This window comes from Enterococcus sp. AZ011 (genome assembly GCF_050548355.1).
In the GTDB taxonomy this organism is placed as follows: domain Bacteria; phylum Bacillota; class Bacilli; order Lactobacillales; family Enterococcaceae; genus Enterococcus; species Enterococcus faecalis.
Genome location: NZ_CP172959.1, coordinates 2,680,887 through 2,707,062, shown reverse-complemented (window position 1 = coordinate 2,707,062; position 26,176 = coordinate 2,680,887). Strand labels below are relative to the sequence as shown.

At 41.6% G+C, this 26,176-nt stretch carries 17 protein-coding genes and 1 riboswitch; of the genes, 12 read left to right on the top strand and 5 right to left on the bottom strand.

From position 1 onward, the window contains the following. Positions 1-135 precede the first annotated feature (135 nt). Entirely contained in the window at positions 136-3,195 is a 3,060-nt protein-coding gene (locus tag IGL36_RS13000) for a WxL domain-containing protein (protein WP_002398514.1), read from the top strand. Positions 3,196-3,388: 193 nt separating this feature from the next. On the opposite strand, the gene IGL36_RS12995 is transcribed toward IGL36_RS13000, so the two are convergent. After that, positions 3,389-3,532, bottom strand: a complete 144-nt coding sequence (locus IGL36_RS12995; protein WP_002396786.1) for a putative holin-like toxin — start codon at positions 3,530-3,532, stop codon at positions 3,389-3,391. A gap of 594 nt (positions 3,533-4,126) precedes the next feature. On the opposite strand from IGL36_RS12995, the gene IGL36_RS12990 reads away from it, so the two are divergent. Beyond that, entirely contained in the window at positions 4,127-7,906 is a 3,780-nt protein-coding gene (locus IGL36_RS12990; RefSeq protein ID WP_010818049.1) for a WxL domain-containing protein, read from the top strand. Between the two features lie 189 nt (positions 7,907-8,095). Here the strand turns inward: IGL36_RS12990 and pepG1 are convergent, their stop codons facing one another. Together pepG1 and IGL36_RS12980 are read right to left on the bottom strand one after the other, a co-directional pair. Next, the gene (pepG1, locus tag IGL36_RS12985; protein ID WP_002367458.1) at positions 8,096-8,239 is read right to left on the bottom strand and encodes a type I toxin-antitoxin system toxin PepG1; all 144 of its coding nucleotides are present in this window, start codon (positions 8,237-8,239) and stop codon (positions 8,096-8,098) included. 269 nt (positions 8,240-8,508) lie between these two features. Next, positions 8,509-10,125, bottom strand: a complete 1,617-nt coding sequence (locus tag IGL36_RS12980) for a phosphatase PAP2/LCP family protein (RefSeq protein ID WP_002372620.1) — start codon at positions 10,123-10,125, stop codon at positions 8,509-8,511. A gap of 91 nt (positions 10,126-10,216) precedes the next feature. After that, positions 10,217-10,383, bottom strand: a riboswitch (M-box (ykoK) riboswitch). 425 nt (positions 10,384-10,808) lie between these two features. Here IGL36_RS12980 and IGL36_RS12975 point away from each other — a divergent pair. Beyond that, the gene (locus tag IGL36_RS12975) at positions 10,809-11,447 is read left to right on the top strand and encodes a lytic polysaccharide monooxygenase (RefSeq protein ID WP_002378863.1); all 639 of its coding nucleotides are present in this window, start codon (positions 10,809-10,811) and stop codon (positions 11,445-11,447) included. A 166-nt stretch (positions 11,448-11,613) separates the two neighbouring features. Here IGL36_RS12975 and IGL36_RS12970 read toward each other — a convergent pair whose 3' ends face one another. Then, the gene (locus IGL36_RS12970; protein ID WP_002398510.1) at positions 11,614-12,606 is read right to left on the bottom strand and encodes a biotin--[acetyl-CoA-carboxylase] ligase; all 993 of its coding nucleotides are present in this window, start codon (positions 12,604-12,606) and stop codon (positions 11,614-11,616) included. Between the two features lie 138 nt (positions 12,607-12,744). Between IGL36_RS12970 and IGL36_RS12965 the strand changes: the two genes are divergently transcribed. The 5 genes from IGL36_RS12965 (at position 12,745) to rpoC (ending at position 21,742) form a co-directional block, all read left to right on the top strand. Further along, positions 12,745-12,960, top strand: a complete 216-nt coding sequence (locus tag IGL36_RS12965; protein ID WP_002354768.1) for a zinc ribbon domain-containing protein — start codon at positions 12,745-12,747, stop codon at positions 12,958-12,960. A gap of 405 nt (positions 12,961-13,365) precedes the next feature. After that, positions 13,366-13,596 (top strand): type II toxin-antitoxin system PemI/MazE family antitoxin, encoded by a 231-nt coding sequence (mazE, locus tag IGL36_RS12960; protein ID WP_002367500.1) that lies wholly within the window; start codon positions 13,366-13,368, stop codon positions 13,594-13,596. Then, positions 13,596-13,937 carry a type II toxin-antitoxin system PemK/MazF family toxin gene (locus IGL36_RS12955; protein WP_002360937.1) on the top strand — a complete coding sequence of 114 codons (342 nt, stop codon included), beginning with the start codon at positions 13,596-13,598 and terminating at the stop codon, positions 13,935-13,937. The genes mazE and IGL36_RS12955 overlap by 1 nt, the downstream gene beginning before the upstream one ends. 370 nt (positions 13,938-14,307) lie before the next feature. Then, positions 14,308-17,922 (top strand): DNA-directed RNA polymerase subunit beta, encoded by a 3,615-nt coding sequence (rpoB, locus tag IGL36_RS12950; protein ID WP_002389470.1) that lies wholly within the window; start codon positions 14,308-14,310, stop codon positions 17,920-17,922. A 166-nt stretch (positions 17,923-18,088) separates the two neighbouring features. Beyond that, on the top strand, positions 18,089-21,742 hold the full coding sequence (rpoC, locus tag IGL36_RS12945; protein ID WP_002354777.1) for a DNA-directed RNA polymerase subunit beta': 3,654 nt from the start codon (positions 18,089-18,091) through the stop codon (positions 21,740-21,742). A 48-nt stretch (positions 21,743-21,790) separates the two neighbouring features. On the opposite strand, the gene IGL36_RS12940 is transcribed toward rpoC, so the two are convergent. Then, positions 21,791-22,483 (bottom strand): prepilin peptidase, encoded by a 693-nt coding sequence (locus IGL36_RS12940; protein WP_010818048.1) that lies wholly within the window; start codon positions 22,481-22,483, stop codon positions 21,791-21,793. Positions 22,484-22,591: 108 nt separating this feature from the next. Between IGL36_RS12940 and IGL36_RS12935 the strand changes: the two genes are divergently transcribed. From IGL36_RS12935 to rplM, 4 genes are all read left to right on the top strand, one after another. Next, positions 22,592-24,112 (top strand): gluconokinase, encoded by a 1,521-nt coding sequence (locus tag IGL36_RS12935; protein ID WP_002396789.1) that lies wholly within the window; start codon positions 22,592-22,594, stop codon positions 24,110-24,112. A gap of 83 nt (positions 24,113-24,195) precedes the next feature. Beyond that, positions 24,196-24,915 carry a DUF5105 domain-containing protein gene (locus tag IGL36_RS12930; protein ID WP_002398507.1) on the top strand — a complete coding sequence of 240 codons (720 nt, stop codon included), beginning with the start codon at positions 24,196-24,198 and terminating at the stop codon, positions 24,913-24,915. A gap of 127 nt (positions 24,916-25,042) precedes the next feature. Continuing rightward, positions 25,043-25,510: a Dps family protein gene (locus IGL36_RS12925; protein ID WP_002354782.1), complete on the top strand. Its 468-nt coding sequence runs from the start codon at positions 25,043-25,045 to the stop codon at positions 25,508-25,510. Between the two features lie 236 nt (positions 25,511-25,746). Then, a complete protein-coding gene (gene rplM / locus IGL36_RS12920; RefSeq protein WP_048670019.1) occupies positions 25,747-26,175 on the top strand; it encodes a 50S ribosomal protein L13 in 429 nt (142 codons plus the stop codon). The last annotated feature ends 1 nt before the right edge of the window (position 26,176 follow it).

The window sequence follows — 26,176 nt, the reverse complement described above, 5'->3', positions numbered from 1 at the left end:
TTAAGGAAAAAGCAGTTGGGGTTCATCAAAAGAGCGTTTAAATCCTTGATTTTCGCTAAAATAACACTTGTTTTCAAAGAGAACAGAGGCGCTCAGCCTTGAAAGGATAGGAATCACTAAAAAACGGCACTCAATATGTCAAAATTTGAAATTTCAAGCGGTGTGTTCTTTGGTAAAATAAATAAAAAAATGCTAGTTATCAGTATCGATAATAACAGGATACTGATTAAGAAAGGACTTTATAGAGACTATAGATTGAATTTTTACATAGAAAGAAGGAGCAAGATGAAGCGAGTAAATTGGAAAAGATGGCTAGTTGTTGGGTTAAGTTGTTCTTTGTTCATGGATTCAGTGGTTGGTGTGACTGTGTTAGCGGAAACGATTACTGGGGAGACGGAGCAAGGAGTAGCAACATCTCAGTCTAGTGACGAAGCGAGCCAGACGACACAAACAACCGAAGAGTCACAGGCAACGGTCGCTAGTGAAGCGAAAACAGTGCCGCCACAGGAAACGGCAAGAATTGCTGCTCGAGCGATTGGTTATTCTTCTGTGGAAGGGCGCGAGATTCCCTTTTTCTTTGTGGAGGAAGACGGGACGTTGTTTGATCCCGACCGAATTACGATGGCGGTCAATCTTTCTTCGTTTTCGTTTTATGAAGAGAAATTACAACGAACCCCCCTTGAGCCCACCACTGTGAATGGCGGAAAGCTACTGTCTATTCCAACGTCACCAGCTTTTAAATATGATACAAATAACCAGAATCCAAGTAATATTTATGGCGTTTCTGAAGTGTCGTTTACTATTCCTAAGGAGTATCAAAGCCTGGACATTCGACCAAGTACGTTTTATACAGGAGACACTACGCAATATCCAGTGCCAACGGTTTTTGCGAACGTTGGGGGCAAAGTGACGAACTATGTGGGCGCCAATGCGGAGACGGAATTAGAGTTAACCAATGAAAAAATGCCCAATAAGCTGACGTTTGGTCCTAAAAAGACGTTTAAATATACGGTAGCTACGGCACCAGGAGGCGTTACGTATGCACTGACCTATTTTTATGGAGATGTCGGCGGTCCAACTAGTTCGCACCAAAGACGAGGAACAGCGGGTCCTGTGTATTATTATTTAACCAAGCGGCGTGTCACGGAAAAATTTGAGAATCCCGCAGGCGGGGCGATTCCTGCGCCAGAAGGTTTTACGCAGGATAAGAAAACCATTGTGACGGGGGAGGATTTTACTTTTACCCAAGAAGGCACCTTGCCTGAGCGTTACACAGGCAGTGATGGGAAGACGTATTTATTTAAAGGTTGGTACAAAGGGAATGCGAAACCTAGCACGTTGGAAACCACCAAAACGCCTAGTTATGCGGTGACCTATGATGACAATGACGATTTGCATGTGGTCTATGAAGAAGCAGTGATGAAAACCTATACGTTGCCAGCGAGAGAAGCTTTGTTCGGCTATGTTGATGAGCAAGGAAACTTGATTAATCCCGCCAATTTTAAGCTAAGTGCGACCATGGGTGAAAGTGACGGAGCCACAGGGGAAATGACGACTTTTCCCACAATTGATGGAATCGATATGCCAGCAAGTCAATTAAAGAAATTAGCCATCCCGCAAAAAGTCTATACACGCCCAGACGATGGGACAATCGTGACTTATGGCCCGCAAGAAGTGAGTGTTGAAATTCCTAAGTATTACCAGACGATTTCGATTAAACCAACTACTACGTATACCGGGGATAAAACCAAGTATCCAGTGCCAAATGAAGTGCGCCGTGGCATCGAAAACCCCGACAATATTGTTAGTAGTTTAGTGGGAACCACTGCGTATAACTTGACCCAAAAAAGTGCTACGCGCTATACTGCCCGCCGTTCTTATTGGACGTGGGACACCACGAAGACACTTTACTCAATGAGTATCTATTCAGGAACTGCTGGGGGCAACTATAATTTATCGACCCCCGATGGCACCATTTATTATTACTTAGAAAATCGGCGGGTCACAGAACATTTTGTAGATGATAGTGGTGCAAAAATCACGCCACCAACTGGCTTTACACAAGGAAACCAGCTAGTGATGGACAGTGAAAACTATGTCTACACCGCCACGAAAGCTTTACCGAAGATCTACCAAGCTGGTGAAAAAACTTATATCTTCCAAGGCTGGTTTAAAGGCAAAACCAAGCCAGCAACATTAAAGACGACAACGACCCCAAGTTTTACACCAACTTTTAATGATGAGGACGACATGACCGCTGTGTACCAAGAAGCGATTCCCACCGCGGAACTAGCGTTAACAGGTGCCGTTGACATAATCGAAAATGGCGCCACAATGGACTACTGGGAAGCACTACTGAAGAACACAGGCGAAGCGCCGTTAACCACCATTAAAATCAAGCCAACGGCAACTTGGGCGGCTGGCATCGGCGCACCCAACACGATATTTGTACAAGGAACAGGTCAAAACACCAAAGCCTTTCCTGTCACCAAAGAACAATGGACGACCGGTGCAGGAGTGTCCATCACGTTGGATCAGCCTTTACCAGCTGGCGGTCAATTAAAAATGAACGTATTAGGAACCACCGTGACAGGTCAACCTGGTCAAGTTTTAACCGCTGATGTTGAGGTAACGGGCAACTTTGGCAGCTTAACCGCCAAAGATACGGTCCGTATTAAAGATTTAGATCAAGAAATTACGAGCCCTGACGGCGACGGCTTTATTAGTACCCCGACATTTGATTTTGGTAAACTAGCAATCTCAGGAAGTAAGCAACAATATGGTTTGAAGAAGGCCGCAGATTACTACGGCAATGGCACTCGCAACCCTTATTTACGCCTGAATACTAGCCAAGCCAATTGGAGTTTAACGGCGCAGCTGTCACAACCGAAATCAGCCACAGACAGCCTGCCAACAACGACTCGCTTGTTGCTAGGAACGGCCGCTGCTGCCAGCTTTACCGATTACAACCAACCAACAGAAACCAGGACACCATTTGGCAAGACCAGCACCGTGACTTTAACCGCCGACAATACCGCAACAGCGGTGGTCGCAAACCAACAGTTCACAGGCAGTGACGTCTACCAACTGGACTTCACGTTTGCTAACATCAAACTAGAAGTGCCAGCCAACCAAGGCATGGCAGGCCAACAATACCAAGCCGCCGTCACGTGGAATTTAGTGACTGGCCCCTAAAATAAAAATGCCCGAGCCTCTTATTTTTCTAAGGCTCGGGCATTTTTATTGATGGTCTTTTGATGGTCGTTGTGCTATAATAGCATTGAAAAGAGAGATATGCTGTAACATACCTCTCTAGTGTAGAGCCGTTTAAGACGGTAGCGATTTTTAGTGATTTATAAAAAATAACCGTGCTCGCTAAAGTTGACGGTTATTTTTTATTGTCTTCTTTAACAGCCTCTAGGATTCCGAAGATTAACGTTGCGATAAAAGAACCGAAACTAATCATCAGAGCTAAAGCTTCTGCGATAGACAAAAGGCCTCTCCTTTCATAGATTTTAGTACTTACATTCATAAGCACCACCACCTTTCAGATTGGATAGCCGCCGCCATAACTTCTCTACAATTTTATTATACCATGTAGGGCTAAAAAATAATTAGTTTCCAATATGTTTTTTTAGGTAATTGTGCTATAATAGCAATGAAAAGAGAGATATGCTGTAACATACCTCTCTAGTGTAGAGCCGTTTAAGACGGTGACCCGTTATTATTTAAAAATAACCGTACTTGGTCAAAGTAGACGGTTATTTTTTCTTGTCATTTTTCAGCTTTAAAAGATTTTCCTGTTCCCTAATTGTTAAGAATAGAGAAGAAAAGCTCAAAATGTTAGTTCTGATTACTAACATTTTGAGCTTTTTTCAATAAATATCAAGAAAAATTAGCGGAAATTAGAGAGAAAATGGTGAATTCCACTGATTTCCAGGCTGTTTTTTACCAAAAAACAGTGGTTCCTCCTTGGTATAAAAGGAATCATTGGAAATATCAAGTTGTCGTATCAAAATTTAAAATTTCAGCGGGGACTTTTTTTGATAAAATGAAAATCATACAAAAAATCATACATAGGACAATAAAAATAACAATAAAAAGTTACATAAAAAAGGAGAATGGCATGAATCAAAAAAGAAACCGTTTATTTGCAATCGCTTTGTGTGGTTCTTTACTAATCAGTTCATTAAATGGCATCCCAGCAATTGCTGAAACTATAACCGCACCAAATATCACTCAAGAAAAACCACAAGAAGAACCGCAAGCTGATGCACCACCAGAAAGTTCAGAGAGCGGAGCAGCTCTTCGAGGACTACCAGTGATTCCACCAATTACAACAACGGTGGCAGAAGCGCAACCAGAAGAACCGCCAGTGACAGAAGTTTCTGAAAACTTCCAACTGGATCAGCCTGTCCCGCTTATGCCTGACCTCCAGCAAGGGAGCAAACGAGAAAATCGAGCGGCAGGTACATTTGCTATTCCCGCTAAAACGTATAAATTAGCGTTTATTGATGAAGCGGGTAATTATATCGATCCCGCTAAAGTCACGATTACTGGCGAGGCAATGAAGGTTGAAGCGCAAGGCACCTCTGGCAAAGTTGGTGATGTTGTCACAAGCAATGTCGGTAATCTTAAAGAAATGACGGTGCCGACAGTGACGTTGGCTGATGATGATAGTACGGGAAATACGGGGTATTCAGGAGTTCGGAATAGTCAAATTCGTTTACCTGGTTACTATGATTTACCTCAAATGTCCCCCACTACTTATTATACAGGCACAACATTTCCAATCGCTCAATCTAAGCGAGTTCGTCTTACAAACAATGAAGTAACAGAAACAGATGAGAGTGGTACGCGCTTTAGGTTGCTTAGAACTACTCCGAAGCAATACGCGTTTACCACAGTTTCTTGGCAAAGCGATGTATCAAAGACTAAGTTTGCTTATGGCTTTAGTATGGCCACAACAAGTGGTGCCAATGATTATTATACGACGGATGACACTGTTTACTATTATGTACCCAACAGACGGGTTAGTATTTATTATAGTACCATGGAACCAGGCGCTTTACCTGCGTATCCTACAGGGTATAATGCCAGTCTTTCAAAAACAGTGGTTGATTCAGACGCGTTTCACTACAAAGCACCTAAGGCGTTTCCAGCAACTTACTCTTCTGGGAATCGTTATTTTCGATTTAAGGGCTGGTACAAAGGGGCAGTAAGACCAGCGGATCCGAAAGCTGTTAAATTAGAAACATCATTGACGCCAGAATTTGATGTCACTTACGATGGTGCCGACAATTTATATGTTTTTTATGATGAAGTGAAAGAAATGACCACTACTATTCCAGAAGTTACCTATAAGTTTGGCTTTGTTGATGAAAAAGGGGCGCTTGTTGCGCCAACGAATGTAGACATTCAGGCGAACTTAACAACTGTCGAGGATAATGTGGTCCAGAAGGTGGGGACTGTTACAGGCGCTAATGCAGGTAATTTAAAACAGTTAACCGTTCCTAGCCAAACACTAACCTATGTACCTAAAATTAAAGTTTCTACTTCTGGGGTAACCGATTTTCGTTTGACTATTCCCAAGCGCTATCAAATCCCAACAGTCACACCTGGTTCATTCTACACTGGCTCAACGACCGCCTATCCTTTGGCGACAACGTTGTTAAGATATATTAGTGGTCAGGCAGATGAACGGATAACAACGGATGGTACTCGTTATAGTTTATACAATTTACCGACGCCTCATAGCTATCGTATGTACAGAAGTAATTGGCTACCTGATGTTACCAAAACGGTATATAGTGCAGCTTTAAGTATGGCATCGACGGAAGCTCAGCCAACGTATTTCACGACAGATAACACGATGTACTATTTCTTAGAAAACCGCCGCGTCACTGAACACTATGTTGATGAAGCAGGCGCTGAGGTACTAATGCCTACAGGCTTCACGCAAGGGAATCAAACGGTGATTGACAGTGATACTTATCATTTTAAATTGGCGAAGGAATTGCCGTTTAGTTATTTTTTAAACAATAAAGCTTACCGATTTAAAGGCTGGTATAAAGGCAAAACCAAGCCTAAGGTGTTAGAAACGAGTCGAACGCCTGAGTATGATACAACGTTTGACGATAACGATGATTTAACCGTTGTTTACGAAGAAATTAAATACGGCGGAAATACGGTGACATTTGGTTTTGTTGGGGAAGATGGGCAATTGCTTCAGCCGACAGGGTTTCAGGTGACTACTGATATTGTTGAAACAATCGATGGGCTGAGTACGGTTTTAAGTAATGTTTCAGCTGTCGACAGTACAGGCAACGTTAAAACTTTGACGATCCCGCAAAAGGAATATGTATTGACTCCCCAGATGAATTTCTATGGAACAAAAAATTCATTGATTACGATTCCAAGACAATACCAAGAAATTTCTTTTACCAAACCTGCCAACTACCAAGGACTAGATTATCCAGTTGCAGGGCGTGTTGAGAATATGTTTAGTGGTAATCCGTATGATGCGGGGGCACAACCACCTTACTTTTCTGCTTCGAAAGTCAAAGCCAATCAATACAAAATAATTGAGTTTCATTGGAAAGAAGAGCCTACACAAAGTTTCTCTAGTTTGTACAAAGCTACGTTAATTCGAAGTAGCGTGGCACCAACAGGCGTAGAAATGTATCCTAATAAGCCAATCTATTACTATGCGACCAATCGCCGAGTGACTGAAAACTTTGTAGATAAATCTGGCGCAAAAATCACGCCACCTCAAGGATTTACGCAAGGGAATCAAGTCACAGTCACCAGTGATCCTTTTACTTATACTGCTTCAAAAGCTTTACCAAGCGTTTATGCGGCTGGGGCAAAAACCTATAAGTTTGTTGGTTGGTATAAAGGAACCGCCAAGCCAACGACCTTAAAGACAACGGCTACGCCAACTTATCAGGTGGATTTTGATGATAATGACGATATGACGGCGGTCTACGAAGAAGAAACACCGACTGCTGCTTTAACTTTGACCAGCACCAACCGTGTCGTGAATAATGGCGATAGTGTAGATTGGGTGGCAACACTGAAAAATACCAGCCTGGCACCACTTAAAACGCTGACAGTGAAACCAGCGACTACTTGGCCTGTAGGAATTGGTACGCCGACGTCACTTTCTGTCCAATTGGACGGACAAGCACCGAAAATTTATCCAGTAACGGCGACTACTTGGTCTGAAGGAATCAGCTTAACAGGTCTTGAAATACCGGCAGGTCAAACAGCCAACGTGACGCTTGTTGGCACCAAAATTTCAGGAACATCAGACCAACGCTTGACGGCAACCCTTGATGTCACAGGAAATTTTGCGACAGTGAGCGCTGCGGATGCGGTACGTCTGACAGATACAACCCAAGGAACAATTACACCAACCGCAGAAGGCTTTATCAGCGTGCCAACCTTTGATTTTGGACAAATGAATATTGCTAGTAAAACGCAACAATCAGGCTTGAAAAAAGCGGCCGATTACTACGAAAATGGTACACGCAATCCTTACTTGCGAATTAAGAAAAATCAACCGAATTGGCAGATGACAGCGCAACTATCTCAACCGAAAGCAACCACAGATAGTCTGCCAACAGCGACTCGTTTATTGTTAGGTCCTGCGAATGTTTCAAGTTTTACAAATTATAACGAAGCAACTGAACAAATCAAAGCAGTTGGTAAGACTAGTTCTTTGAGCTTAACGGCGAATAATGTGGCAACCAGTGTTGTCGCAAACCAACAGTTCACAGGTAGTGACGTCTACCAACTGGATTTTACGTTTGAGAACATTAAATTAGAAGTACCAGCCAACCAAGGAACCAAAGGACAACAGTACAATGCTGCGGTCACTTGGAATTTAGTGACTGGTCCCTAAAATAAAAATGCCCGAGCCTTGAAATAGGAGGCTCAGGCATTTTTTATTGATGGTCTTTTTAGGGTTGTTGTGCTATAATGATAAAGAAAAGAGAGATATGCTTCCAACATATCTCTCTGATGTAGAGCCGTTTAAGACGGTGACCGTGTTAATTATTTAAAAATAACCGTACTCAGTCAAAGTAGACGGTTATTTTTTCTTGTCATTTTTAAGCAATTTCACAATCAGCGCAATCAAAGCAATGGTAAACATACCAAAACCTAGAATCGTCTGAATTGTCTCATATGCTGACAAAAGGCCTCTCCTTTCTGTAAATTTTGGAAGTACGCTCATACGCACCACCTCACTTTCAGATTAGATAGCCACCGTCGTAACTTCTCTACACATACATTATACCATGTGGTGCTAAAAAATAATTAGTTTTCAATATATTTTTTTAGGGAAGTGTGCTATAATAGCAAGGAAAAGAGAGAGGCGCCAACATACCTCTCTGATGTAGAGCCGTTACTAACGGTGACAAAATTTTTACATTTTGAAATGACCGTCTAACTAGGCAAAGTTAAGCAGCGCCCCTTTCATTAAGGGGCGCTGTTTTTTAGTCGTTATTGTGATTGTTCAGTGTCTTTCGTAGAGAGGTTCATTTGTTCTTTGATGGCATTTTCGACACGTTGACGTTCACTCTCTTCCACAAGTTGATAAGAAATACCTTCAATACCTGTCACGCCATCGCCAGTATAATCGTAGCCTTTCAATTGATCGGTTTCGATTGTTTTTAGTGCGGGGGTGTATTTTTTTAGCATTGCCATCATTTGGTCAAAGGACAAGTCGGTTTCACCATGTTCGCCGATTACGTCCAGAATTTCTTGATATTTTAGCAAGCTGTTAAAAGAAAGTAACTTGTTGGTTAATTCAATTAAAACTTCTCGCTGGCGACGTTGGCGACCATAGTCGCCTTCAGGGTCTTCGTAACGCATACGCGCGTATTGTAAAGCTTCCCAGCCACCTAAATGTTGTTTGCCTTTCGGATAATGAATCCCTTCAGCGTCAAAAGCAAAGGCGTTGTCGACAGTGACGCCGCCCACCGCATCGCCAAGGTCCTTCATAGCATCCATATCAATTGAAAAGTAATGATTGATTGGGATGTGCAAGACATTTTCAACCGTTTTAATTTGCATATCGGCACCACCGAAAACGTGGGCCGCATTGATTTTATTGTATTCGCCATTGGTGCCAGCCATTTCCACATAGTAGTCGCGCGGGATGCTAGTGATGGTAGTTTTTTGTAATTGATTATTCACTGTAACCACCATTAAGGCGTTGGAGCGGTAATCGGTTTTGCGTTTTGAGTCATTCGCAATCCCCATAATTAAGAAACTAACCGGTTCCCCTTTGGCTAAATCGGGACTCTTCGTGGAAGATTTTCTTGGTTTATACATGGTGTTCGCCGTTTTTTGCAAATTGCGATACATGCTGACGCCGTAAGCCGAAACAGAAAGTGTGCCTAAAAATAAAAGGGTTAAACTGAAGACCACGAATAAACTTTTTCTTTTACGAGAATGGCGGCGCCGGCGTTGTGTCGGTACTTCTGCTTCCTCTGGTTCAGGTGCCGGCAAATAACGTTGAACAATTTGAAATGAAAAGTTGATCCAGCTATAACTTAGGAGCATCCCAGCGATGACATCACTAGGATAATGAACGCGTAAGATTAAGCGACCTAACACAATCAAAACTAAATAAGTGAGTAAGAAAATTTTGATGCCTTTGGTTTTTTCGACATGAAGATAGGCCAAAATGATCAAAATCGTACAGACTAGCGCCATTGCTAATAATGAATGTCCGCTGGGAAAGCTAGCAGAGCTCCGGTCAGCTAAAGCGCCTAGGTTTGGTCGAGCCCGACCCACCACATGTTTAAAAACGCTCCCTAAGAATCCGACAGCTAATAGGTTACTGACAGCCCAAAAGGCTAGGATTTTTTCTTTTTTGCGTAAAAGGTATACCATCAATAATAAGAAGAATAGCAGCATTGGTCCAATTGTGGCTGTTTTTGCTAACAGATTGACCGCTGTTAAAAGTGGGGCATTTAATTGCCATTTGATGTGATAGATAGCTTCGTCCATTTGTTGAAACCAATTTGGACTAGCCGCCACTAACAAAGTGAGGAAAGTAAAACCAAGCGTTGTTAGGGCATAAAGTGGAAATTTTTTATTCGATGTTTGCATGAGAATCCCTTTCTTTTTCCCTTGAAAGAGTAGACTAAGCCAGCATCGATCGTAAATAAGCGCTTGCGACTAAACAGGACATAGCAAGCCAATCGGTTCTCATCGTCTGAGCTTTAGCACTATCCAACGTAAAGATTTCTCTTAGCTATTTTTAGAAGAGCCTTAATTCGACCATTCCTGTTTTACACATTGGTGTCTTTCGACATTTCTGCGCAATAGCCTATGTTTGGATAGGAGCCTCACCTAACAAGGTTATTTTATCTAACGCTAGAAGTATAGAATTTATGCAGCGGTTCTCACAATGAAGTTTAAGAAAATTTATTGTTTTTTAAATAAATTTAAAGGTGTGGGGAAGTGAGCAGTTAAAAAAACAGTACTTGAGCATTCTTAAAAAAGTGTACAAGGCTGTTCTCGGTTAACCGCTATAAATAGTTGGTGTTCAATAATGATAAATTAAAAAACAAACATTTTTTATAAGAGTGCTATAAGTTTTTCTCAGTAAAAAAGGCGGACAGTTGCTATTGAATTGCTAGTTCATTTAAAATAAATATGTCGACAATAATTGTGCACAAAGTTGATGGTCGCTATCGAAAAAGTAAAAATGATGTTGTGGAGATTTTACGTTTCAGTTGATTAAGATTACATGTTTTTTGAAGGGTTTTGCTTATAAGGGAGCGATATACATGAAAAAAATGATGTTATTCATAATTGCAGTAGGCGCAACGATGATCAGTGTTTTTGCTTTAGGAGATGCACAGCAGAGTTATGCACACGGCTATGTTGATAGCCCAGTCAGTCGAGTCAAAAATGCGGAAGCAAACGGATTTGGATGGGGACCTGGTCAAGACAGCTCACAGCCAGAAATTATCACGACACCCCAAGGAATTGAAGCGCCAACTAAATTATTAGACACGGGTCAATTAAATGGAAGGTTGCCTTCAGCTGGATTAGCAAGCTATTCCAAACTAGATGAACAAACAGCCACTCGTTGGGTAAAAAGTAATATAACAACAGGAGAGAATAATTTTAAATGGGTGATGACGGCAAAACATAAGACCAATCGTTTTAGATACTATATGACGAAACCTGGATGGAATCCTAATGCACCATTAACGATGGACGAAATGGAACTGATTGGCATAGTAGGGCAACCAATCGGTCAAGATTTACCTCCTGGTCAAGGATTTATGGTCAATGATACAGAAACACACAGAATAAAGATTCCCGCTGATAGGAAAGGATACCATGTTATTTATGCCGTTTGGGATATCAATGACACGATTAATTCATTTTATCAAGCGATAGATGTTAATGTTCAATAATCAGGTATCAAGATAATGCGGCTGAGACAAAAGTGCTTAGCGCCAAGAAATAAGAAGAAATTTCCGAAGGGGCTGCTTTTGTTCAGCTAATTATCTTCAGAAGAAGAAAGAGGGACATCAGTCAATACGACTGATGTCCCTCTTTCTTTTTTCTAAACTTCCCCACTTATCCTCGACGCCATTCACCAATCTGGTCCAAACTAATTTCCCCAGAAGACAACGTTTTGACCGTGCCATCAGGCAACTGGACAATCAATTCGCCATTTCCATTAATGGTTGTCGCAACGCCGCGGAAGTCTTGCCCATTTTGGGTAAAAGCGACGTCTTTGCCAATCACAAAGGAGCGTTGTCGGTATTCTTCTAAAAAGTCTTTCGTTGAACGTTCGTCTAAAATTTGATAAAAATGATTCCAAATGTTGGCGACTAATTCATTTCGCGTCGCCGTCGGTTCACCATCTGGGAAAAGGGAAGTCACTTTCTGCCGAATGTCCTCAGGAAATTCGGTTTCTGTAATTGAAAAATTAATCCCCATGCCGATGATGACATTGGAAATTTGCCCTGTTTCCACATTGCTCATGGCTTCCGACAAAATCCCGCAAACTTTTTTGCCGTTTAAATAAAGATCATTGACCCATTTAATTTCTGTGTGAACGCCTGCCAGAGCATCCATTGCTCGAGCGACCGCTACGGCCATAATCACAGTATATTGAGCGATTTCTTCAAAATTTTGGTTCGGTTGAAGCACCATGCTCATATAAATCCCTTTACCTGGCGTAGCGAAAAACGGCCGGCCGAACCTGCCCCGGGGCATCTCTTGCATGTCAGCAACAATCAAAGTATTGTCGGGCGTCTGGTCTAAAATCGCCCGCTTAGCATCGGTCATGGTAGATTCAGATGTTTCTAGGACGGTAATTGTTAAAGGCGGCGTTTGTGGCCATAATGCCAACTGAATGCCTTCTGCAGAAAGGACATCTGATTTTTCAAGGCGATACCCTTTGTTTTGCACGCTAGTAATTTGATAGCCATCTTTTTTCAATTCATTAATCGCTTTCCAAATAGCTGTGCGAGATAAGGATAGACGTTGTGCCATCTCTTCGCCCGAAAGGAATGCGGGCGTTTGTTTCATCAATAAAGTTAGGACTTGGCTTTTTGTCGACATATTTTTTCCTCCGATTCGTTATGCTTATTGTAGCGGAAAGGAAAAGGCTTGGTCAACTAGTGAAAAAATCCATCTTAGGATGGAGGAAAATGAAGCAGGCGTTTGTTATACTTATTTTATTGAGAAGGAGTGAGGGGAATGGAAAAGCAACAATATGTTTGTGAGAAATGTGGCAACATGCACTATGTATCGGACCAATTTCAAGCAACAGGTGGGAACTTTGCGAAAATTTTTGATGTTCAAAATAAAAAATTTATTACAATTAGCTGTACCCAATGCGGCTACACCGAACTTTACCGCAGCCAAACAAGCGGCGGCATGAATGTCCTAGACTTTTTATTAGGTGGCGGTTAGTCAAAAACGAATGCATCTTTGCATTCGTTTTTTTGTGTGAAGAGGAAGATAGGGGAAAAGGAGGTCGGGCCAGAAGCGTTTAACTCCGAGAACCAAGTAGGTACGATGATTTCATCAGTTCATGCTTCACAGTGAAACATCGCAACTCTTAGAGCTGTAGCTCTTTTGAAGGCTGTACTGTGACGAGACGCATGTCGAGAAAACACCTTAGAAGTTGTTGAGATCGGAGCAACGCGTAGTGTTGCTTCTGTTCCCGCCGTTTATCAGTTTTTGAGCGTGGAGCAAAAATCCAAAGTGATTTTTGTCCCACACGCATTATATAGTAAACTCAGTCACATTAAGTGTGATTTAAAATTCTTTCTATCATTGCAAAGGCATAGTATAATGAAGCGAGGGAGTGATTTCATGCTAACAACTAAATCAAGAAGACAAGGAAACTCGGTCGTTTTAACTTTACCCACTGATAATGGTAAAAAACCAAAAGTCGACCAAGAATATATTGTGATGTATTCTGACGATGGTACAATTACATTAGTCCCTAAAATTCAGGATCCATTTAGTGAAGGTCCAGAAGGTGAGTATTATGAAAAAGATGAGTGGCATGATCTTGCACCTGAGGGGAGAGAACTTTTTTAATGAACGTTGAAAAGAAGTACATTCCCAAAAAAGGAGATATTGTATGGATTGATTTTGATCCTGCTGCAGGTAAAGAAATTCAGAAGAGACGCCCTGGTTTAGTCGTGTCAAGATATGAATTTAATCGGAAAACCATGTTTGCTGTGATTTGCCCGATTACTTCCACCATTAAAAATATTCCCACTCGATATACGTTGCCCGATGACATAGAAACCCATGGGCAAGTAGTGATCTCACAACTGAAATCTTTGGACTTCACTGAAAGAAAATTAAGTCAAATTGAGCATTTGCCATTAAAAGATATGGCGAAAATTGACCAAATAATTGAATATATTTTCTAGTTGTTGAAAAAATGCGTAATTATTTATTACGCATTTTTTCATTAAAACCCTTTACAAAAAAACTCCTTTTTATGAAAAAGAAAACCTTAAAGAAACCCTTGACTTTTCTGGACAAAGGTAGTAGAATCTATAGAGCAAAAACTATCTGAAAGTGACGAAGCAGGAGCGAAATATTGTCCGTTCCGGTTTTTTATAGGAAAACAAAAGTAGAAACGCCAGAAAATTTTTCGGAAGCATGTTCTATTTTTGGTTTTTTTTTGCTTAAAAACTGCAAAAAATGCTTTTTGTTACATATATTTAATATATGTAACGTAAATGTAATTTTTCGGATCGGTGTTTTGATAGACTTATAACTAGAGGGGTGAAGAGCTTGGCTGGACACGTAGTAAAATACGGAAAGCATCGCGAACGTAGAAGTTTCGCACGTATCAGTGAAGTATTGGAATTACCAAATTTAATTGAAATCCAAACAGACTCTTATCAATGGTTTTTAGATGAGGGACTTCGTGAAATGTTTGAAGACATTTTACCAATTGATGATTTCCAAGGAAACTTATCCTTAGAATTTGTTGACTATGAATTAAAAGAACCAAAGTACACAGTAGAAGAAGCCCGCGCACATGATGCCAACTATTCTGCGCCATTACATGTAACATTACGTTTAACCAACCGTGAAACAGGTGAAATTAAATCCCAAGAAGTATTCTTCGGCGATTTCCCATTAATGACAGAAATGGGTACCTTCATCATCAACGGGGCAGAACGTGTTATCGTTTCCCAATTAGTTCGTTCTCCAGGTGTTTACTTCCATGGAAAAGTGGACAAAAACGGCAAAGAAGGTTTTGGCTCAACAGTCATTCCTAACCGTGGTGCATGGTTAGAAATGGAAACAGATGCGAAAGACATTTCTTATGTTCGGATTGACCGCACACGTAAAATTCCTTTAACTGTGTTAGTTCGTGCTTTAGGTTTCGGTTCAGATGATACCATCTTCGAAATTTTCGGCGACAGCGAAAGCTTACGCAACACAATCGAAAAAGATTTACACAAAAACGCAAGTGATTCTCGTACAGAAGAAGGCTTGAAAGACATTTATGAACGTCTTCGCCCAGGCGAACCAAAAACAGCAGATAGCTCACGTAGCTTGTTAACTGCACGTTTCTTTGATCCAAAACGTTATGATTTGGCAAACGTTGGTCGCTACAAAGTTAACAAAAAATTAGACTTAAAAACACGTCTCTTAAACTTAACCTTAGCTGAAACGCTAGTTGATCCAGAAACTGGTGAAATCATTGTCGAAAAAGGCACGGTTTTAACACACCAAATCATGGAAACATTAGGCGAATACATTGACAACGGCTTAAACAGCGTAACTTACTATCCAAGTGAAGATGCGGTAGTAACTGAACCAATGACAATCCAAGTGATTCAAGTTCTTTCACCAAAAGATCCTGAACGTATCGTAAATGTGATTGGTAACGGCTATCCAGACGACAGCGTAAAAACAGTTCGTCCAGCAGATATCGTTGCTTCAATGAGCTACTTCTTCAACTTAATGGAAGATATCGGCAATGTCGATGACATCGACCACTTAGGTAATCGTCGTATCCGTTCAGTAGGCGAATTATTACAAAACCAATTCCGTATTGGCTTAGCCCGTATGGAACGTGTGGTTCGTGAAAGAATGTCTATTCAAGACACAGAAACATTGACACCACAACAATTAATCAACATCCGTCCAGTGGTAGCAAGTATCAAAGAATTCTTTGGTTCTTCACAGTTATCACAGTTCATGGACCAAACAAACCCATTAGGTGAGTTAACCCATAAACGTCGTCTATCAGCCTTAGGGCCTGGTGGTTTGACTCGTGACCGTGCCGGTTATGAAGTTCGTGACGTTCACTACTCTCACTATGGTCGTATGTGTCCAATTGAAACGCCTGAGGGACCAAATATCGGGTTGATCAATAGTTTATCTAGTTACGCAAAAGTGAATAAATTTGGTTTCATCGAAACGCCTTATCGCCGTGTTGATCGTGCGACAGGCCGTGTTACTGATCAAGTAGATTACTTAACAGCAGACATCGAAGACCATTATATCGTAGCGCAAGCGAACTCACTTTTAAATGAAGATGGCACATTTGCCAATGATGTTGTTATGGCGCGTCTACAAAGTGAAAACTTAGAAGTTGCCGTAGACAAAGTTGACTACATGGACGTTTCACCAAAACAAGTAGTCGCAGTCGCAACAGCATGTATTCCTTTCTTAGAAAACGATGACTCCAACCGTGCCTTGATGGGTGCCAACATGCAGCGTCAAGCGGTGCCGTTAATTCAACCACGCTCTCCGTGGGTAGGTACAGGTATGGAATATAAATCAGCCCATGACTCAGGTGCTGCTTTACTATGTAAACATGACGGTGTCGTAGAATTCGTCGATGCAAAAGAAATTCGCGTTCGTCGCGACAATGGCGCATTAGACAAATATATGGTTACAAAATTCCGTCGTTCTAACTCAGGAACAAGCTACAACCAACGCCCAATTGTTCACTTAGGTGAAAAAGTTGAAAAAGGCGATACTTTAGCGGATGGACCTTCTATGGAAGAAGGCGAAATGGCTTTAGGGCAAAACGTCTTAGTTGCCTTCATGACATGGGAAGGTTACAACTACGAGGATGCCATTATCATGAGCCGTCGTTTAGTTAAAGACGATGTCTACACTTCTGTGCATATTGAAGAATATGAATCAGAAGCACGCGATACAAAATTAGGACCTGAAGAAATTACCCGTGAAATTCCAAACGTTGGGGAAGACGCATTGAAAGACTTAGACGAAATGGGGATTATCCGCATTGGTGCTGAAGTTCAAGATGGCGACTTACTAGTTGGGAAAGTCACACCTAAAGGGGTTACAGAATTATCTGCAGAAGAACGTTTATTACACGCAATCTTCGGGGAAAAGGCCCGCGAAGTTCGTGATACGTCTCTCCGTGTACCTCACGGTGGCGGCGGTATCGTTCATGATGTGAAAATCTTTACTCGTGAAGCTGGCGATGAATTATCACCAGGTGTCAACATGTTAGTTCGTGTCTATATCGTTCAAAAACGTAAAATTCACGAAGGAGATAAAATGGCGGGACGTCACGGAAATAAAGGGGTTGTTTCCCGTATTATGCCGGAAGAAGATATGCCATTCTTACCTGACGGAACACCTGTTGATATCATGTTGAACCCATTAGGGGTACCTTCTCGTATGAATATCGGACAAGTACTTGAATTACACTTAGGTATGGCTGCTCGCCAATTAGGTATTCACGTCGCAACACCTGTTTTCGATGGGGCAACCGATGAAGACGTTTGGGAAACTGTTCGTGAAGCTGGTATGGCTAGCGATGCTAAAACAGTTCTTTACGATGGACGTACAGGTGAACCATTTGATAACCGTATTTCCGTTGGTGTCATGTATATGATTAAATTAGCCCACATGGTTGATGACAAATTGCATGCTCGTTCAATCGGACCTTACTCTCTTGTTACGCAACAACCGTTGGGTGGTAAAGCTCAATTCGGTGGACAACGTTTCGGGGAAATGGAAGTTTGGGCACTGGAAGCTTACGGTGCTGCTTACACATTACAAGAAATCTTAACTTACAAATCTGATGACGTTGTCGGACGTGTGAAAACATACGAAGCCATCGTTAAAGGTGAACCAATTCCAAAACCAGGTGTGCCTGAATCATTCCGAGTATTAGTGAAAGAATTACAATCACTTGGTTTAGACATGCGTGTCTTGGACATTGAGGAAGCTGAGATTGAGTTACGCGATATGGACGATGACGATGATGATTTAATCACCGTTGACGCACTAACCAAATTTGCGGAACAACAATCAGCGAAACAGCTGGAAAAAGAAGCAGAATCAGTCGTGAAAGAAGAAGCACAAGACGTTGTTCAAGAAATTGAAACAGCCGAAGACAGAGACTAATTTGTCGCTACCACTCTGATGAGTTGATTCAACTGCGACTTTGTTGCAACTGCGCAAGCCATTACTTGTTCCAAGTGTCGTCAGACCTTCTTTCAAGTGATGCTTGCCATTTGCTAACAAGTTGCTGACTCAGCTTCTCTAAATAAGGAAATGGAGGGAATTCCTTTTGATCGATGTAAATAAATTCGAAAGTATGCAAATAGGGCTTGCTTCACCAGAAAAGATCAGAAGCTGGTCTTATGGGGAAGTTAAAAAACCCGAAACAATTAACTACCGTACATTAAAACCCGAACGTGAAGGGTTATTCTGTGAACGCATTTTTGGTCCAACCAAAGACTGGGAATGTGCTTGTGGTAAATATAAACGTATCCGTTATAAAGGTATTGTCTGTGACCGTTGTGGCGTTGAAGTCACTCGTTCAAAAGTACGTCGTGAACGTATGGGACATATTGAATTAGCCGCACCAGTTTCACATATCTGGTACTTTAAAGGAATTCCATCTCGGATGGGTCTTGTTTTAGACATGAGCCCTCGTGCATTGGAAGAAGTCATTTATTTTGCTTCATACGTTGTCATCGAACCAGGTGACACAACATTAGAGAAAAAACAATTGTTAACGGAACGCGAATATCGTGAAAAACGTGAACAATATGGCCAAGCCTTCAAAGCTGCTATGGGTGCCGAAGCCGTGAAACAATTATTAGATAACGTCGATTTAGATGGCGAAGTTGCGCAATTAAAAGAAGAATTAAAAACAGCTTCTGGTCAAAAACGGACACGTGCCATCCGTCGTTTAGACATCTTAGAAGCCTTCCGTGCTTCTGGTAACCAACCAAGCTGGATGGTAATGGATGTTATCCCAGTTATTCCACCAGATTTACGTCCGATGGTTCAATTGGAAGGTGGTCGTTTTGCAACAAGTGACTTAAACGACTTATACCGCCGTGTTATCAACCGTAACAACCGTCTAAAACGTTTATTAGACTTAAATGCGCCAAGCATCATTGTTCAAAACGAAAAACGGATGTTACAAGAAGCGGTCGATGCTTTAATCGATAATGGTCGTCGTGGCCGTCCAGTTACTGGACCAGGTAACCGTCCATTGAAATCTCTTTCTCACATGTTGAAAGGGAAACAAGGTCGTTTCCGTCAAAACTTACTAGGTAAACGTGTTGACTATTCTGGTCGTTCCGTAATCGTCGTTGGTCCGTTCTTAAAAATGTACCAATGTGGTTTACCAAAAGAAATGGCGATTGAATTATTCAAACCATTTGTAATGCGTGAATTAGTACAACGTGAAATTGCGACAAACATTAAAAATGCGAAACGTAAAATCGAACGTGGCGAAGATGAAGTTTGGGATATCTTAGAAGAAGTTATCCAAGAACACCCAGTTTTACTTAACCGGGCACCTACGTTGCATAGATTAGGGATCCAAGCTTTCGAACCTGTTCTTGTTGAAGGTCGTGCGATTCGTCTTCACCCATTAGTTTGTGAAGCCTACAATGCCGATTTCGATGGAGACCAAATGGCGGTTCACGTGCCTCTAAATGAAGAAGCACAAGCAGAAGCTCGTATGTTAATGCTTGCTGCCCAAAATATCTTGAACCCGAAAGATGGTAAACCAGTTGTTACACCATCTCAAGATATGGTCTTAGGTAACTACTACCTAACAATGGAAGAAGAAGGCCGTGAAGGGGAAGGCATGATCTTCCGCGACATGAACGAAGCTGTTTTAGCATGGCAAAATGGCTACGTGCATTTACACTCACGGATTGGGGTTCAAACAACACTTTTAGGTGACAAACCATTTACTGATTGGCAAAAAGAACGAATCTTAATCACCACAGTTGGTAAGATCATCTTTAACGAAATCATGCCTGTTGAGTTCCCTTACTTGAACGAACCAACAGACTATAACTTAACTGTTCAAACACCAGATAAATACTTCGTAGAAGCTGGTACAGACATTCCTGCACACATTAAAGAGCAAGAATTAGTTTTACCATTCAAGAAGAAAAATCTTGGAAATATCATTGCTGAAGTCTTCAAGAGATTCCACATTACGGAAACCTCTAAAATGCTTGACCGCATGAAAGACTTAGGTTACAAACACTCAACTTATGCTGGGATGACGGTAGGGATTGCCGATATCATGGTTCTTCATGAAAAACAAGCAATCATTGATGCTGCCCACAAACAAGTTGAAACAATTACTAAACAATTCCGTCGTGGTTTAATTACTGATGACGAACGTTATGAACGTGTAATCGGCGTTTGGAACGGTGCCAAAGACGAAATCCAACAAAAACTGATCGAAAGTATGGAAGCTCGTAACCCAATCTTCATGATGTCTGACTCTGGAGCCCGTGGTAACATCTCCAACTTTACACAGTTAGCTGGTATGCGTGGTTTGATGGCCGCTCCGAATGGACGAATCATGGAATTACCAATCATCTCAAACTTCCGTGAAGGACTTTCTGTCTTAGAAATGTTTATCTCAACTCACGGGGCTCGTAAAGGGATGACCGATACGGCCTTGAAGACAGCCGATTCAGGTTACTTAACACGTCGTTTAGTTGACGTTGCCCAAGACGTAATCATTCGTGAAGACGACTGTGGCACTGACCGTGGTCTTGAAATCGAAGCAATTCGTGAAGGTAACGAAATTATCGAACCATTAGACGAACGTCTATTAGGTCGTTATACACGTAAATCAGTTGTTCATCCAGAAACTGGTGCAATCATCATTGGTGCGGATCAATTAATCACTGAAGATCTTGCCAGAGAAATCGTGGACGCTGGTATTGAAAAAGTAACCATCCGTTCTGTCTTTACATGTAACACAAAACATGGTGTATGTAAGCACTGTTACGGACGTAACTTGGCAACTGGTTCTGACGTTGAAGTCGGAGAAGCAGTTGGTACAATCGCCGCTCAATCTATCGGGGAACCTGGTACACAGTTAACCATGCGTACGTTCCATACCGGTGGGGTTGCCGGTGACGATATCACTCAAGGTTTACCTCGTATCCAAGAAATCTTTGAAGCACGTAATCCGAAAGGACAAGCAGTGATTACAGAAGTAACCGGTGAAGTTATCGATATTTCTGAAGATCCTGCCACACGTCAAAAAGAAGTAACCATCAAAGGAAAAACAGATACACGTACCTATACTGTCCCTTACACTGCACGTATGAAAGTTGCTGAAGGCGACATCATCCACCGTGGTGCACCGTTGACAGAAGGTTCAATCGATCCAAAACAATTATTACAAGTTCGTGATGTTTTATCTGTTGAAAACTACCTATTACGTGAAGTACAACGTGTTTACCGTATGCAAGGGGTAGAAATCGGCGACAAACATATCGAAGTAATGGTTCGTCAAATGTTACGTAAAATCCGCGTAATGGATCCAGGTGACACTGAAATCCTTCCAGGAACATTAATGGACATCGCAGAATTTAAAGACCGTAACTACGACACATTAGTTGCTGGTGGCGTCCCTGCTACTAGTCGTCCAGTCTTACTTGGTATTACCAAAGCGTCATTGGAAACAAACAGCTTCTTATCTGCTGCATCCTTCCAAGAAACAACACGCGTGTTAACAGATGCTGCTATCCGTGGCAAAAAAGATCCATTACTTGGATTGAAAGAAAATGTTATCATTGGTAAAATCATCCCAGCTGGTACTGGTATGGCGCGTTACCGTAACATGGAACCAAAAGAAGTTGGCGTAGCTAGCGAAAACGTTTATAGTATTTCAGACATTGAAGCACAAATGGCTGCTGAAGATGCGATGAAAAACATCAATAAATAAACCCTAAAAAGCCGTAAGGAGCATGCTCCTTACGGCTTTTTTTATTTGCTATAACCAACTGATTGTGAGTAAGCCCAAACTTAAAAAGGGGACAAAGGGAAGTTTTTGTTCAACTGGATACCCTAAAAATTTACAACTGTAGCCATAGATTAGACCATAACTACTGGCAAAAAATAGTAGCATCAGCAACTGAGGTACCTGTAAAAAACAGCCCCACAAACCCAGTAACAAAAGATCCCCTCGCCCCATGGCTTCCGGAAAATAATGTAAGACGGCTCGGAAAAAACAAAAACAAAAAAGACCAGTCAGTAAGTAAAACGAATGCTGACCCGTCACTTTCAGCAAACAAAGCACAAGAAAACTAGGATAAAGAATCTTCGGTTCAACCACTAAATACCAGTAATCAATCAAGGATAATGTGAAAGCACTCGTCAGCCACCACCAGAGAATCAAAGCATCAATCGTCAGGCCAGCTGAAAAACAGCTTGCGGTTAAGCCGCCCATGACAAGTTCTGCTAAAAGATAACTCTTAGCTACTGGCTGTTGACATTTTCGACAACGAAAGCGCTGCAGCAAAATCGAAACAACTGGAATTAATTCATAGAGTTGTAGAGGCTGGTGGCAACCTTGACAGTGGGAAGGGGGCCACCACAAAGAACGCCCTACTGGTAAGCGCTCCGCCACTAAGCATAAAAAAGAACCGAAACAGGCACCAATCAAAAAGAGACTCAAGAAAAACATAGGTTACCTCCTTAAAAATAAACTACGCTTTTTTTAAACTTTTTCGTTTGACTAGACAAATCTTTTTTTGTTAGGAATAATAAAAGAAACAAGAAATGAGGGAATCAAATGGAAAAATTAGCGATTGGTGTCGACGTTGGCACTACGCAAGCCAAAGCAGTGGCTTTTCAAGCAAATGGCACAGTCGTAGCTTCTAGCTATGTGCGTTATCCATTAATTCAAGAGACTGAAGGAATGGCGGAGCAAGACCCAGAAACGCTGTTCCAAGCTGTGGTGAACTGTATTCGAACCGTCACACAGCAAGTGAAGAATCAACCAATTGGGCTCATTTCTTTTGCTTCAGCGATGCATGGCTTAATTGCCATGGATGCGCAAGGACGCCCATTGACCCAAGTGATTACTTGGGCTGACACACGAGCATCTGATTATGCGGAAGCGTTAAAAGAAACGCCAGCGGCCCAATTGTTTTATCAATTGACAGGCATGCCAGTTCATCCAATGGCGCCTTTGTACAAGATTCGCTGGCTGCAGGAAAATCAGCCAGCCGTTGCGCAGAGCGCGGCCAAGTTTATTGGGATTAAGGACTACATTTTTTACCGTTTCTTTGGCGAATACTGGACAGATTATAGTAGTGCTTCAGGGATGGGTTTATTTAATATTCACACGCGGCAATGGGAATCGTCGATTTTAGCGTATTTATCTATTGAGGAGGAACAGTTGCCAAAAGTTGCCCCGTCAACGTTCATTTTTCCAGCATTAGCGCCTTCTTGGCAAGAGATGCTTGGTGTTGAGGAGGAAACGGTTTTAGTTCTTGGTGGCGCGGATGGTCCATTGTCTAATTTAGGTTTGGGAGCGCTAGGAATGGGTGTAGCGACTTTGACCGTTGGTACGAGCGGCGCACTTCGGTATATTGTCGAGGAACCTTTTTTGCATCCGCAAGGTGAAACGTTTTGTTTTGCTCTAGATGAACAGCACTGGGTGATTGGTGGCGCAAGTAGTAATGGTGCAGTTGCGTTAGATTGGGCGAGCCAAACGATTTTTGCAGAAGAACGTCAGCAAGCTATCCAAAACGGGACCAATCTCTATGACCCAATTATGGCCAAAATTGCAACCGTGCCAGCCGGGGCAAATGGCTTACTGTTTCATCCTTATTTGCTAGGTGAACGAGCACCGCTGTGGAATGCAGAGGCGAGCGCAAGTTTTATTGGCTTGCGCAAAAATCACCATGCCGGACATTTAGCTCGAGCGGTGGTGGAAGGCATCTGTTTCAATTTAAAAACCATTTTAGAGGATTTGAAACAACTCGGTGGACCCGTTCAGGAGATTCGGGCGACAGGCGGCTTTGCTGATTCCCCTGTGTTCCGTCAAATCATGGCTGATGTGCTGGGAGAAACGTTATCGTTCACTGATAGTACCGAAGCTTCGGCATTAGGCGCTGTTTTGCTAGGTTGGCAAGGCTTAGGGCAGTTACCAAATTTACAAGCAGCGGCGCAACAGGTGCTGATTCATGAAACGGTCACGCCACGAGCGGATCAATTGCTAGTTTATCAAGAACTGTATCCTGTTTTTCAAGAAACCCAACAAGTTTTAGCACAAAGTTATCAAAAATTAGCAGAATTCCGCAAATAATTGATAGTAAATAGCTTTGACAAATGACTGAGAAGTTGCTTAACTAGAAGAGAGACGAAGACTTGAGGAAATGAGGATGAGGAATGAAGAAACAGCTACTACCACTATTTCTGTTATTCATTGGGGCGTTAGCAAGCTGCATTGCACCGTCTCGTTCCGGCGAAAAAGCAGCGCAACAGTTGGTAGATTACTTTATTTATCAAGAAAAGCCAGCGACATTCTCTCAAACTTTTCGTGAACCGAAAGTCTTAGTGGAGCATTTGCAGACAAGTCGTCAACAGTTCCAGAAGCAATTTTTCAATAGCTTAAAAGAAATGAACGCTGAAGTCACCGAAACTGAAGCCCAGAAGCTTAGCACAGAATTACTGGCTCAAGTGAAGAAAAAAGCGTCATATCAACTAGTAGCCACGAAAGAATTGAATGGGCAAGCGACAATCACTTTTCAGATTAAGGGCTTAGATTTTGTGACGGCGATTGAAGATACAACCACTGCTCTTCTTCAGCAAACGCAACAGGCAACACAAGCGCTAGACATGCAGCACACGTTAGCCGTTTTAAAAAAAGAAATCCGACAAATCAATGTCAGCCATGAGCCAGTTGAACTGCCATTAACGGTTAAGCAAGTAGAAGGGCAATGGTATTTACCGGCAGCGGAGCAACTGAGACTGAATCAGTTTTTTTTAGCTTTCGTCACAGGAAAAGAAGATACTGACGAGTTGACAGAGGCACTCGACACGATCCTCACTCAAGCGGAACAAAAAGTCGTCACTGCGGATGAAGGAACAGTCGTTTCAGGAAATTAATTAGATTCTTAATTGTAATTATTATAATTTGATAATAATTTTAAAAAAGAAAGGTTTTCAGTGTACTTTTTTCACAATTCATATTACACTAAGAGTGTAGAAATAATATTTAGGAGGATGACAAAGAATGAAATTTGAAAAAACAAAAGAAATTTTGAACCAACTCGTTGCAGATTTAAGCCAATTTTCCGTGGTAATTCATCAAACACATTGGTATATGCGTGGACCTGAATTTTTAACACTTCACCCACAAATGGATGAATACATGGATCAAATCAATGAGCAATTAGATGTTGTTTCAGAACGTTTAATCACATTGGACGGCTCTCCATTCTCAACATTGCGTGAATTCGCAGAAAATACAAAAATTGAAGATGAAATTGGTAACTGGGACCGCACCATTCCAGAACGTATGGAAAAATTAGTAGCAGGCTACCGTTATTTAGCAGACCTTTACGCAAAAGGAATCGAAGTTTCTGGTGAAGAAGGCGACGACTGCACACAAGACATTTTCATCGCAAACAAAACAGACATCGAAAAAAATATTTGGATGTTACAAGCCAAACTTGGCAAAGCGCCTGGTATTGACGCATAATTTAAAACAACTCCCAAAGCCGCTGACGTTGACGTTGGCGGTTTTTTTCTGTTTAAAAGGCACAAAAAAATAAGTGAAAATCTATTTTCTGAAAGCGCAGAAAAACATTGACTTTATCAGTGATTGAAGGTAAAATATTAAATGGTATTGTTTGCCCCACAATGAGCCCCGGAAACTCAAGTGTATGTCAAACATCGAAAACAAAATTGGAGGAAAGAAACGTGCGTACAACATATATGGCCAAAGCTGGCGAAGTAGAACGTAAATGGTACGTAGTAGATGCAACAGATGTTCCTTTAGGACGTCTATCAGCAGTTGTTGCTTCTGTACTACGTGGTAAAAATAAACCAACATTCACACCACATGTGGATACTGGAGATTTCGTAATCGTAATTAACGCTGATAAAGTAAAATTAACAGGTAAAAAAGCTACAGACAAAATTTACTACCGTCACTCAATGTATCCTGGAGGATTAAAATCAGTGACTGCTGGTGAATTACGCGACAAAAACTCTCGCCGTCTTATCGAAACTTCTGTAAAAGGTATGCTACCTAAAAACACTTTAGGACGTAAACAATTTACTAAATTGAACGTATACGGTGGAGCTGAGCATCCACATGCTGCACAACAACCAGAAGTATTAGATATCACGAACTTAATTTAAG

Bases quoted from the DNA above. Each gene is read 5' to 3' on its own strand.
- IGL36_RS12965 (WP_002354768.1), top strand. From the start codon at position 12,745: ATGGAAAAGCAACAATATGTTTGTGAGAAATGTGGCAACATGCACTAT.
- IGL36_RS12925 (WP_002354782.1), top strand. From the start codon at position 25,043: ATGAAATTTGAAAAAACAAAAGAAATTTTGAACCAACTCGTTGCAGAT.
- IGL36_RS12970 (WP_002398510.1), bottom strand. From the start codon at position 12,606: ATGTCGACAAAAAGCCAAGTCCTAACTTTATTGATGAAACAAACGCCC.
- rplM (WP_048670019.1), top strand. From the start codon at position 25,747: ATGGCCAAAGCTGGCGAAGTAGAACGTAAATGGTACGTAGTAGATGCA.
- mazE (WP_002367500.1), top strand. From the start codon at position 13,366: ATGCTAACAACTAAATCAAGAAGACAAGGAAACTCGGTCGTTTTAACT.
- IGL36_RS12980 (WP_002372620.1), bottom strand. From the start codon at position 10,125: ATGCAAACATCGAATAAAAAATTTCCACTTTATGCCCTAACAACGCTT.
- IGL36_RS13000 (WP_002398514.1), top strand. From the start codon at position 136: ATGTCAAAATTTGAAATTTCAAGCGGTGTGTTCTTTGGTAAAATAAAT.
- IGL36_RS12995 (WP_002396786.1), bottom strand. From the start codon at position 3,532: ATGAATGTAAGTACTAAAATCTATGAAAGGAGAGGCCTTTTGTCTATC.
- IGL36_RS12935 (WP_002396789.1), top strand. From the start codon at position 22,592: ATGGAAAAATTAGCGATTGGTGTCGACGTTGGCACTACGCAAGCCAAA.
- IGL36_RS12930 (WP_002398507.1), top strand. From the start codon at position 24,196: ATGAAGAAACAGCTACTACCACTATTTCTGTTATTCATTGGGGCGTTA.
- IGL36_RS12990 (WP_010818049.1), top strand. From the start codon at position 4,127: ATGAATCAAAAAAGAAACCGTTTATTTGCAATCGCTTTGTGTGGTTCT.
- IGL36_RS12975 (WP_002378863.1), top strand. From the start codon at position 10,809: ATGAAAAAAATGATGTTATTCATAATTGCAGTAGGCGCAACGATGATC.
- IGL36_RS12940 (WP_010818048.1), bottom strand. From the start codon at position 22,483: ATGTTTTTCTTGAGTCTCTTTTTGATTGGTGCCTGTTTCGGTTCTTTT.
- pepG1 (WP_002367458.1), bottom strand. From the start codon at position 8,239: ATGAGCGTACTTCCAAAATTTACAGAAAGGAGAGGCCTTTTGTCAGCA.
- IGL36_RS12955 (WP_002360937.1), top strand. From the start codon at position 13,596: ATGAACGTTGAAAAGAAGTACATTCCCAAAAAAGGAGATATTGTATGG.